Genomic DNA, 10,482 nt, shown 5'->3' with positions numbered 1-10,482 from the left:
GGGCTCGCCGTCGCCGAACTGCTGGCCGCCCACGGCGCGGGCGTGGTGGTCAACGGCCGCGACGCAGACGCGGCCGAGCAAGCGGCACAACGCATTCCCGGCGCCGTCGGCCACCCCGGTTCGCCGGCCGACCCGGCCGTCGCCGACGCGCTGATCGACACCTGTGTGCGCGAGTTCGACCGCATCGACATGCTGGTGAACTGCGCGGGCACCGCCGAACCGGCCGGCTCGTCCATTCTGAACGTCACCTCCGGCCAGTTCCAGGAATTGATGGACGCCCATCTGGGCACCGCGTTCCAGACCTGCCGCGCAGCGGCCCCACGGATGGTGGGGCAGGGCTCGGGCGTCATCGTCAACACCGGTTCCTTCGCTTTCCTCGGCGACTACGGCGGCACCGGCTACCCCGCAGGCAAGGGCGCCGTCACCAGCCTCACGCTGGCGATCGCGGCCGAACTCAAGGAGCACGGGGTGCGCGCGAACGTGGTGTGCCCGGGGGCCAGGACCCGGCTGTCGACGGGCGCGGATTACGAAGCCCACATCACCGAGCTCAACCGCCGCGGCCTGCTCGACGAGGTCAGCTACCGGGGCGCGCTGGACGCCGCCCCGCCGGAGTACGCGGCCCCGACCTACGCCTACCTGGTCAGCGACCTGGCCACCCACGTGACGGGCCAGATCTTCATCGCGGCAGGGGGATTCGTCGGCCGATTCGACCGGCAGAACCCGTCGCTGGTGGCCTACCGCGACCACCACGACGAGCCGCCGTGGACCGTCGAGGAGATCGCCGCGCAGGTCGGCTAGCTCAGGGCAGCTGCGGCTTGATCTCCTCGATCACCCATTGCGCGTAGTCGAGGTACTCGTCGACGCCCCCGACCTTCGGGATCGGCACCGCGCTGACGGTGACGCCCTGCTCGCCCAACCAGCTCAGCTTGTCGACGATCTCGCCCGCGCTCATGCCGGGGCGCGCGTGCGGATCCTTTTGCGCGACATGTCCCTCGCCCACCCGGTTGGTGCCCAGCCCGTGCACGACGTCGAACGGGCGGCCGTCGTAGTCCTGCTGGGACTTGATGAACTCCACCCTCTCGGCGATCTGTTCGGGTGGCGTCAGGAACGACCACCACCCGGAGGCGTACTTGGCCGCGCGGCGCAGCGCCGCATCGGCGTCCCCACCGATCCAGATCGGCAGATGCGGCTTCTGCACGGGTTTGGGCTCGAACGCGACCTCGTCGAACGACACGTACTTGCCCTGGAAGCTCGGTGTCTCGCTGGTCCACAGCTCCTTGATCGCCGCCAGGTACTCGTCGGCGATCCGGCCGCGCTCGCGGAACGGAACTCCGAGCGCCTCGAACTCGCCTTCGAGCCAGCCCACCCCGAAGGTGACCATCATCCGGCCGCTGCTCATCCAGTCCGCGGTGGCCAGGGCCTTGGCCAGCACGATCGGATGCTGCAGCGGCAACACGGTGATGCACGAGTTCAGCCGGATCCGGTCGGTGGCACCCGCCAGGTAGGCCTGCGCCACCGTGGATTGCAGATAGTGGGGTCCCGACAACTCCACGTGCTCGGTCGGGATCACGAAATGCTCGGGGACAGCGATCATGTCGTATCCCCAGGCATCCGCGCACTTGGCCATCCGGGTCTGGTCCGCCCCGGTCACCTCCGCCTCCCAGGGCTGCGACATCGCAGGTAGCCGCAACATGTGCGGCAGCGCGAAGACGAGTTGCATCCCGCGCTACTTCAGCATGCTGCCGGCGTCGACGGTCATCGGCAGACCGGTGACGTAACGCGCCTCGTCAGAGGCCAGGAACAGCACGGCGTTGCTGATGTCGCGCGGCTCGACCCAGCCGATCGGCAGCACATGCATGAACTGCGCGGCCACCGCCAGATCGTCGGGTCCCGGGTTCTCCAGATCGGGGCGGAACAGCTTCATGGTGCCCTCGTTCATGAACAGCGGCGTGTTCACGTTGGTCGGGCAGACGGCGTTGACCCGGATCGAGTGCTGTCCGAGCTCGACGGCGAAGGTCCGCATCAGGCCGATCACCCCATGCTTGGCGGCGATGTAGTGGCCGGTGTGCGCGTAGGGCTTGAGGCCGCCGACCGAGCTGGTCAGGATGATCGATCCACCTTGGCCGCCGGAGAGCAGGTGCGGCACAGCGGCTTTCACCGATTTCCAGACTCCGGAGAGGTTGACGTCGATCATGTCGGTCCAGTCCTCTTCGCTGGTGTGGTCCAGCGTCTGCCCGCCGTTGCCGATACCGGCGTTGGCGACCACGATGTCGAGGCGGCCCAGCTGCTCCACCCCGGAGTCCACCGCGGCCTTCACCGCGGCGTAGTCACGCACATCGACCTCGGCGGTGACGATCCGCCGATTCAGCCCCTTGACCAGATCGGCGGTCTCGGCCAGGTCCTCGGGCGTGGCGGGCGGGATGTCGGTGTGGCTGCTGATCGGTCCGCAGACGTCGATCGCGATGATGTCGGCGCCTTCCTCGGCCAACCGCACAGCGTGGCTGCGCCCCTGCCCCCGCGCCGCGCCAGTGATGAATGCGACTTTGCCCTCGACCCGACCGCCCATGCGCGCACCTCGATTTCACCCGTTTCACCGACATTTTGTCGATCGATCAGGATCGTGACACCTGTCACCGAAACTGTCAACCATCCCCTTGCGCGATCAGCAGTGTCAGGCTGCGGTCGACATAGGCGCGCATCTCGTCGTGGCCCAGGGTGACCCCGACCGCGCTCTCGTTGCACAGACTGCGGGCGACCTGGGCGATCAACATCGAGATCACCACAGGCGGATGATTCTCCAGGTCCACGCCGTGGGCGCGCAGCGCCACCGTGACCGCCGCGGTCTCGATGTCGCGGACCCGTTCTGCGTACGCGCGCAACTCGATCCGAATGGCCTTGCGGTGGTTGGCCAAAGCCATGAACTCGGTGTTGAGACCGGTCCTGCTGGGATCACTGTTGATCGCCCACAGCGCCCGCAGCGGATCCTCGTTGGTCAACGCGGCCCTCATGTGCTCCAGGGAGCTCTCGGCGCCGGCGCGCAGCACCTCGACGAACAAGTCGTCCATCGTCGGGAAGTAGTAATAGACGAGGGCCTGCTTGACGCCGGCCTCGGCGGCCACCTTGCGGGAAGTCGCTGCGGCGTAGCCCTCCTCACGCATGATCTTCGCAGTCGCCTCGATGAGCCGTTGGCGTGCGGTGGCGTCCCCACGAGCCTTGGGCGGGGCCGACATTCAGCGACTATCCGCGTGAGAATTGCTTGACCGTACGTCGAACACCGTGGTAAGCATGGCTCATTCTAGCAGCCTGGTCGATCGATCAGGCAAGCGAAAGGACGGCCGCGCCGATGACCGATCTCGCCTCCGTGGATTTCTTCTCCGACTACGAACTGAGCCAGGATCCCTACGGCTACTGGGACCATCTGCGCGAGCAGAACCCGGTGTACCAGGAACCCCATCACGGCGTCTACGCGGTCACCGGATACCAGGAGGTGCTCGCGGCGTTCAAGGACCACGACTCTTTCTCGGCGGTCAATGCGATCGGTGGGCCGTTCCCGCCGCTGCCCTTCGTGCCCGAGGGTGACGACATCACCGAACAGATCGAGGCGCACCGCCACCTGTTCCCGATCTACGAGCACATGGTGGTGATGGACCCACCCGCCCATGAACGGGCCCGGTCCCTGCTCAACAAGCTCCTGACGCCGCGACGGCTCAAGGAGAACGAGGACTACATGTGGTCACTCGTCGACAGCCAGATCGACCTGTTCATCGGTAAGGGCCGGTGCGAGTTCCTCTCCGAGTACGCCAAACCCTTTGCCACGTCGGCGATCATCGATCTTCTCGGGGTGCCGGACGAAGATCGGCCCGAGTTCCTGGCCGCGCTGGGTGCCGAGCAGCCCGACGGAGCCCGGGTCGGCGCCCTCGACGGCGAGCCGGTGGGCCTGGATCCGCTGCAGTACCTCGACGACAAATTCGCCGGTTACCTCGCCGAGCGGCGCCGAGAACCCCGCGGCGACGTGCTCTCGGGCATGGCCACCGCCGTGTACCCGGACGGTTCGACACCGGAGCTCCTCGAGGTGGTCAAGCCCGCGACATTCCTGTTCGCCGCCGGTCAGGAGACCGTCACCAAACTGCTCAGTGCGGCGGTCAAGACGCTGGCCGAACAGCCCGAACACCAACGGGCTCTGCGTGCGCACCCGGACCGCATCCCGACGTTCATCGAAGAGTCGCTGCGGATGAACGCACCGACCAAGGTCGACTTCCGCCTGGTCCGCAAGACCACCACGCTCGGCGGGGTCCACCTCAAGGCCGGAAGCATCGTGATGCTGTGCCTCGGTGCGGCCAACCGGGATCCGCGCAAGTTCGAGGATCCGCACGAGTTCCGTCCGGACCGCAAGAACGTCCGCGAGCACATCGCGTTCGGCCGCGGCATCCACACCTGCGCCGGGGCCCCGCTGGCCCGGGTCGAGGGGCAGATCACGGTCCGCCGACTGCTGGACCGGATGAGCGAGATCAGGATCGACGAATCGGCCCACGGACCGGCCGGGCAGCGCAACTACCCCTACGACCCCACGTTCCTGCTCCGCGGGCTTTCCGCGCTGCACATCGAATTCACTGCTGCCGGTTAGCATCCCGGTACTGCTCACGCAGCTTGAGTTTGAGTACCTTGCCGGTCGCGGTGTGCGGCAACTCGTCGACGAACACCACGTCGTCGGGCAGCCACCACTTGGCGACCTGGCCGGACAGATACTCCAGGATCTCCTCCCTGGTCGCGTCGCGCCCGGGGCGCAGCACCGCGATCAGCAGCGGGCGTTCCTGCCACTTCGGGTGCGGCACACCGATGACCGCGGCCTCCGCGATCGCGGGATGACCCATCGCCGCGTTCTCCAGGTCGATGGAGCTGACCCACTCACCGCCTGACTTGATGACGTCCTTGGTGCGGTCGACCAGGTGCAGATACCCGTCCGGGTCGATGGTCGCGACGTCGCCGGTCGGGAAGAAGCCCTCCGCGTCCAGCTTGTCGCCGCCCTCGCCCTTGAAGTAGCCGCTGGCGATCCACGGACCGCGGACGAAGACCTCGCCGAAAGCCTTGCCGTCCCAGGGCAGCCGGTCGCCGGACTCGTCGACGATCTTGAGCTCCACGCCGAACACGCCACGACCCTGCTTGAGCTTGACCGCGTGCTGCTCCTCGACCGGAAGGGCGGCGTGCTTGGGCAGCAGCCGGCCCACCGCGCAGATCGGGCTGGTCTCCGTCATCCCCCAGCCCTGACCACCCTCAGCGCCCAGATCCTGCTCGATCCGTTCCAGCATCGACCGCGACAGCGCCGAGCCGCCGATGCCCGCCCACTCCAGTTTCAGTTCGTGCGGGTCGATCTCGGGATGGTCGTCGAGATAGGAGAACAGCATCAACCACACCGTCGGCACGCCCTGCATGATCGTGACGCTCTCGTCGCGCAGCAGCCCGTACACGCTTTCGCCGTCCAGATGGGGCCCGGGCAGCACCAGCTTCGCGCCGACCATCGCCGCGGAATACGGCGTGCCCCAGGCGTTGGCGTGGAACATCGGTACCACCAGCAGCAGCGTGGTGGCGCTGTTGATGTCGAACGTATCGCGCGACAGCGACAGCATCGCGTGCAGCACGGTCGAACGATGCGAGTACAGAACACCTTTCGGGTTTCCGGTGGTGCCGGAGGTGTAACACAATGACGATGCGGTGCGCTCGTCGAACTCCGGCCAGTCGTAATGGGTGGACTGGCGGCCGACGAGGTCATCCCAGCACAGCAGCCGCTCCTCCGGGATTCCGGGGAGCTCGGGCATGTGGTCGCGGCCGGTCATCGCGACATAGGTCTCGACCGTGGTCAGTTCGCTCGCCACCTGTGCGACCAGTGGGGCGAAGGTGATGTCGAAGAACAGCACCCGGTCCTCGGCGTGATTGACGATGTAGACGATCTGCTCGGCGAACAGTCGCGGGTTGACGGTGTGCATCACCGCGCCCGATCCCGACACCCCGAAGTACAGGGCGAGGTGACGGTCGCTGTTCCATGCCAGCGTGGCGACCCGGTCCCCCTGCTCGATGCCGAGTTCGGCCAGCGCGTTGGCTACCTGCTTGGAGCTCTCGTTCGTCTCGCGCCAGGTGGTCCGCCGGATGGGGCCTTCGGGCAGCCTCGACACGATCTCGGTGTCGCCGTGGAAGGCGGCCGCGTGCTCGATCAGCGAGGAGATCATCAGCGGACGGTCCTGCATCAATCCCAACATGCGCACCACGCTAACCCAGAAGCCGCTGCTCACGGGGGCAGAATCTGTGCCGCCTGATCCGGAAGTATCCGGGGGTCCCCGGGCACGGACATTCCCAATGACCTTGACACATCGCCCGATTGGCCGGCGGCAACTCCGACGAGGGTGGATCCGACGTTCTCGACCGGCGACGTGTGCGTGGGGATCCGCGCGGCGACGGACACCCCATGCTTCTCCTGAGGCCGCGGGGCTGGAATGCTCGACGGCATGGCGACCGTCTTCACCAAGATCATCAACCGCGAACTGCCCGGGCGATTCGTCTACGAGGACGACGACATCGTGGCGTTCCTGACGATCCAGCCGATGACGCAGGGGCACACCCTCGTCGTCCCGCGCGCCGAGATCGACAACTGGCACGACGTCGACCCCGCGGTGTTCGCGCGGGTGATGGAGGTATCCCAGCTGATCGGCAAAGCCGTGTGCAAGGCGTTCGACACCGAACGGTCCGGCCTCATCATCGCCGGGCTCGAGGTGCCGCACCTGCATGTGCACGTCTTCCCCGCGCGCAACCTGTCGGACTTCGGATTCGCCAACGTCGACCAGAATCCGTCGCCGGAGTCCCTCGACGAGGCGCAGGCCAAGATCAAGGCCGCACTAGCCGACCTGGGCTGAGCTGACCGGCACCTCCGCGTCGGGGGTGGCGTCCGCGAACCGCGGCAGGGTCACCCGGAACCGGGAACCCTGACCGGGGGCGGTGGTCACGGTGACCCGGCCGCCGTGCGCGTACACCAGGGAGTCGACGATCGACAGGCCCAGCCCGGTCCCGCCGCTGGCCCGCGCCCGGGACTCGTCGGCGCGGTAGAAGCGTTCGAAGACCCGCTGCGCGTCCTCCGGGCGCATGCCGGGTCCCTCGTCGCAGATCTCCAGAACCGCGACATCGTCCTCGGTGCCGACCCGCACGGTGACCGCCGCGGTGTCGGGGGTGTGCTGCAGCGCGTTGGCGACCAGATTGGACAGCACCTGACGCAGACGCGCCTCGTCGCCCAGCACCTCCGGGGTGCCCGGGCCGTCGAACACCTCCATCCGGATGCGGCGGGACGGGGCGATCGACTGGGCGTCGTGCACCGCATCGGTGGCCAGCGCGAGCAGGTCCACCCGATGCCGTTCCAACGGACGCTGTGCATCCAGCCGGGCCAGCAGCAGCAGGTCCTCGACGAGCAGGCCCATCCGGCGTGACTCACTCTCGATACGGCTCATCAGCATCTCGACGTCGCGGGCCGCGCCCTGCCGGTACAGCTCGGCGAAACCGCGGATCGTCGTCAACGGGGTGCGCAGTTCGTGGCTGGCGTCGGTGATGAAACGACGCATCCGTTCCTCGGAGCTGCGCGCCTGCTCTGCCGAGGATTCCGATGACGCCATCGCCTGCTGGATCTGGGCGAGCATCCCGTTGAGCGCCAACGACAAACGGCCCACTTCGGTACGCGGGTCACGCTCGGGGACGCGTCGGTCCAGCTGGCCGGCCGCGATCGCGGCGGCGGTCTGCTCGACCTCCGACAGCGGGCGCAGGCTGCGGTGCACCACGGCGTAACCGGCGATGCCGAGGACCAGGAGCACCGCGGTCCCGATGCCGAGCTGTGTGTAGACCAGCGAGCGCATGGTGGATTTCACGTCGGACAGGTCGATGGCCACCGTGGTCAGCTCACCGCGCAGGCCGCGGACCGTCATCGCCCGCCACTGCACGTCCGAGCGATCGACCGAACCGACGGTGACGGGCTGCGGTCCGACGTCGTTGTCGGCGGGCAGCACCGGCTCGTGCTTGCGGTCGTTGACCACCATCCAGACATGACCGTCGGGATCGATGCCGCGCACGTAGAAATCCGACGGCGGACGCGCCGGGTTCGGATCGTCGACGGTGACCGTGGGAGCCCGGCGCGGCACCTGCGCCCAGCCGCGGGACGCGTCGAGCAGGGTGTCGTCGACCCGGTTCATCATGCTGTGCTGCATGATCGTCGTCACCGCGATGCCGGAGGCCAGCAGGCCGCAGGCCACCAGCAGCAGCGTGGCGGCGACGAGCGCTACCCGAAGCGGAAGACCCCGACTGAAACGACCCTGCACTCCCCCATTGTCAACGGTCGGGGCGTCACCGCCACCCATAACTCTTCGCGCGGGCGCTCAGCGGGGCCTTCGACCTACCGCGGTTCCCGGAGGACATAGCCCACACCCCTCAACGTGTGCAGCAACCGCTTGTCCCCGGTGTCGACCTTGCGCCGCAGGTAGGACACATAGGACTCGACGACGTTGACGTCGCCGCCGAAGTCGTAGCGCCACACGTGGTCGAGGATCTTCGGCTTCGACAGCACGGTCCCGGCGTTGATGATGAAGTAGCGCAGCAGGGTGAACTCGGTCGGCGACAGCGACACCGGTTCGCCGGCCTTCCACACCTCGTGGGTGTCCTCGTCGAGTTCGATGTCGGCGAACGTCAGCCGCGACGGGCGGGGTTCCTCGGCGCCCCGCCCGGACCGGCGCAGGATCACCCGGAGCCGGGCCACCACCTCTTCGAGACTGAACGGCTTGGTCACGTAGTCGTCGCCGCCCAGCGTCAGCCCCGCGATCTTGTCCTGCAGCGAGTCGCGCGCGGTCAGGAACAGCGCGGGTGCGTCGATGCCGTCGGCACGGAGCCGGCGAAGCAACCCGAAGCCGTCCATCCCGGGCATCATGACGTCGAGGATGATCGCGTCCGGTCGCACCTCGCGTGCCTTGTCCAACGCGGCAGGACCGTTGGAGGCGGTGTGCACCTCGAACCCCTGGAACTTCAGGCTGACGGACAGCAGCTCGACGATGTTGGCCTCGTCGTCGACCACCAAGACGCGAGCCTCGGGAATGTTCTCCGGTACAGGCATGGCCATAGCGTTCAACTGTTCACCGCCTCACTTGGAAATGTACTGCGGGCCAGCTGTGCACTTCCTGTGAGTTTGTGCTTGCGCGGTCCATAGACTGGCTGGATGAACCTCGGCAAATCCCTCACCGATCTCGCGTTCGCGCCGGTGCGGGCGGGGCTGGCCGTCGCCGAGGCCGGCCTCGGGATGGCCAGCGGCGCGCTCGACATGGCGAACCGCACCCTCGGCGAGTCCAGGGACGGCGTGCGGCAGCCGCCGACGTCGTTCGCGTCGATGCTCGGTGTGCAGGACGCCGTGGATCGCGCCAACCGGCTGGCCCGGCTGATGGACGAGGACCAACCGCTCGGCCGTGCGCTGGCGCCGGACGGTCCGATCGACCGTCTGCTGCGCCCCGGCGGCGTGGTGGACCGCCTCACCGCTCCGGGCGGCGTCCTCGACCGGCTGACCGAGGAGGAGGGCGGCCTGATGCGCACCCTCGAACCCGGCGGCCTGGTGGACCAGCTGCTGGCCGAGGACGGCCTCGTCGACCGGCTGCTCGCCGAGGACGGGGTCGCCGACCGGTTGTTCGCCGAGGGCGGCGTGGTCGACACGCTGACCGCGCGCAACGGCCCGCTCGAACAGCTCACCGCCGTCGCCGACACCCTGAACCGGCTGGCCCCCGGGCTGGAGGCCCTCGAACCCACGATCGAGGCGCTGCGCGAGGCCGTGATCGTGCTCAGCCAGGTGGTCAACCCGCTGAGCAACATCGCCGACCGCATCCCGCTGCCCGGCCGGCGCCCGCGCCCCCGACCGACGTCGCGCCCGGTGACCTCACAGCGGATTATCGACGTCGAGGAATGAGCGGCGTCGCCGGATCACAGGCCGGCGAGGTTCAGGGTCGGGGTCAGTAAGACGAGCCGTCCGCGTATCGCCGCCGCCGGTAGTAGCGCCCGCTACCCCGATTTCGGGCCTTGTAGGTCGGAAGCTGACTGTCGCAGTTGGGACAGATCAGTCTGAGATTCTCACGCCGGTCGTTCCCGGAATCGCCGTCGATATGGTCGACGATCAAGGCCAGGGCTGTGCCATTCCACCGGTCTGCGAGACCGCAGATGGCGCAGCGCCCGCCCTGCTGCTCGTGAAGGTAATCCCGAACGTAGTGGCCCTGGTAGGACGTCCGGCCACACGTCCCGGTGGCGAGCCAGGCCTCCAACAGCAAACGGCGTCGATGCACCTGTTGACATGCATTGGTGCAGAACACCTTCCGTCGTCGACCTGGGATATCACCGCCACAGCCGGCACAGGTTGTCGACACATCCCGAACGCTAGGCTCGGACACCGACAGGGACCGGCCCTACCGCAGCGGCCGACGACAGCGG

At 67.8% G+C, this 10,482-nt stretch carries 11 protein-coding genes; 4 read left to right on the top strand and 7 right to left on the bottom strand.

Annotation, left to right across the window (positions count from 1 at the left end; all coding sequences use genetic code 11):
* Positions 1-798 (top strand): SDR family NAD(P)-dependent oxidoreductase (locus tag MVA01S_RS15970; RefSeq protein WP_060941636.1); only part of this gene is annotated, 798 nt, incomplete at its 5' end.
* A gap of 1 nt (position 799) precedes the next feature.
* On the opposite strand, the gene MVA01S_RS15965 is transcribed toward MVA01S_RS15970, so the two are convergent.
* The 3 genes from MVA01S_RS15965 to MVA01S_RS15955 form a co-directional block, all read right to left on the bottom strand.
* A complete protein-coding gene (locus tag MVA01S_RS15965; protein ID WP_003930478.1) occupies positions 800-1,720 on the bottom strand; it encodes a TIGR03619 family F420-dependent LLM class oxidoreductase in 921 nt (306 codons plus the stop codon).
* A gap of 6 nt (positions 1,721-1,726) precedes the next feature.
* Entirely contained in the window at positions 1,727-2,566 is an 840-nt protein-coding gene (locus tag MVA01S_RS15960) for a mycofactocin-coupled SDR family oxidoreductase (protein ID WP_003930479.1), read from the bottom strand.
* A gap of 76 nt (positions 2,567-2,642) precedes the next feature.
* Positions 2,643-3,230 carry a TetR/AcrR family transcriptional regulator gene (locus MVA01S_RS15955; RefSeq protein ID WP_003930480.1) on the bottom strand — a complete coding sequence of 196 codons (588 nt, stop codon included), beginning with the start codon at positions 3,228-3,230 and terminating at the stop codon, positions 2,643-2,645.
* A 113-nt stretch (positions 3,231-3,343) separates the two neighbouring features.
* Between MVA01S_RS15955 and MVA01S_RS15950 the strand changes: the two genes are divergently transcribed.
* A complete protein-coding gene (locus tag MVA01S_RS15950; protein WP_003930481.1) occupies positions 3,344-4,624 on the top strand; it encodes a cytochrome P450 in 1,281 nt (426 codons plus the stop codon).
* Here MVA01S_RS15950 and MVA01S_RS15945 read toward each other — a convergent pair.
* Positions 4,608-6,251, bottom strand: coding sequence for a long-chain-fatty-acid--CoA ligase (locus MVA01S_RS15945; RefSeq protein WP_003930482.1), 1,644 nt, complete (start codon positions 6,249-6,251; stop codon positions 4,608-4,610). The two genes, MVA01S_RS15950 and MVA01S_RS15945, sit on opposite strands and share 17 nt — an antisense overlap.
* 246 nt (positions 6,252-6,497) lie before the next feature.
* Between MVA01S_RS15945 and MVA01S_RS15940 the strand changes: the two genes are divergently transcribed.
* Positions 6,498-6,902 carry an HIT family protein gene (locus MVA01S_RS15940; RefSeq protein ID WP_003930483.1) on the top strand — a complete coding sequence of 135 codons (405 nt, stop codon included), beginning with the start codon at positions 6,498-6,500 and terminating at the stop codon, positions 6,900-6,902.
* On the opposite strand, the gene MVA01S_RS15935 is transcribed toward MVA01S_RS15940, so the two are convergent.
* Together MVA01S_RS15935 and MVA01S_RS15930 are read right to left on the bottom strand one after the other, a co-directional pair.
* Positions 6,885-8,384, bottom strand: a complete 1,500-nt coding sequence (locus MVA01S_RS15935; RefSeq protein WP_051015273.1) for a sensor histidine kinase — start codon at positions 8,382-8,384, stop codon at positions 6,885-6,887. The genes MVA01S_RS15940 and MVA01S_RS15935 overlap by 18 nt on opposite strands.
* 35 nt (positions 8,385-8,419) lie before the next feature.
* A complete protein-coding gene (locus tag MVA01S_RS15930; protein ID WP_003930485.1) occupies positions 8,420-9,136 on the bottom strand; it encodes a response regulator transcription factor in 717 nt (238 codons plus the stop codon).
* Positions 9,137-9,232: 96 nt separating this feature from the next.
* On the opposite strand from MVA01S_RS15930, the gene MVA01S_RS15925 reads away from it, so the two are divergent.
* Positions 9,233-9,967: a hypothetical protein gene (locus MVA01S_RS15925; RefSeq protein ID WP_003930486.1), complete on the top strand. Its 735-nt coding sequence runs from the start codon at positions 9,233-9,235 to the stop codon at positions 9,965-9,967.
* 43 nt (positions 9,968-10,010) lie between these two features.
* Here MVA01S_RS15925 and MVA01S_RS15920 read toward each other — a convergent pair whose 3' ends face one another.
* Positions 10,011-10,418, bottom strand: coding sequence for an HNH endonuclease (locus MVA01S_RS15920; RefSeq protein WP_003930487.1), 408 nt, complete (start codon positions 10,416-10,418; stop codon positions 10,011-10,013).
* Positions 10,419-10,482: the final 64 nt, after the last annotated feature.

Source organism: Mycolicibacterium vaccae NBRC 14118 = CIP 105934, assembly GCF_001552715.1.
Classification (GTDB): domain Bacteria; phylum Actinomycetota; class Actinomycetes; order Mycobacteriales; family Mycobacteriaceae; genus Mycobacterium; species Mycobacterium vaccae.
The sequence above is the reverse complement of the archived record's forward strand: the minus strand, read 5'-3'. Positions and strand labels throughout refer to the sequence as shown.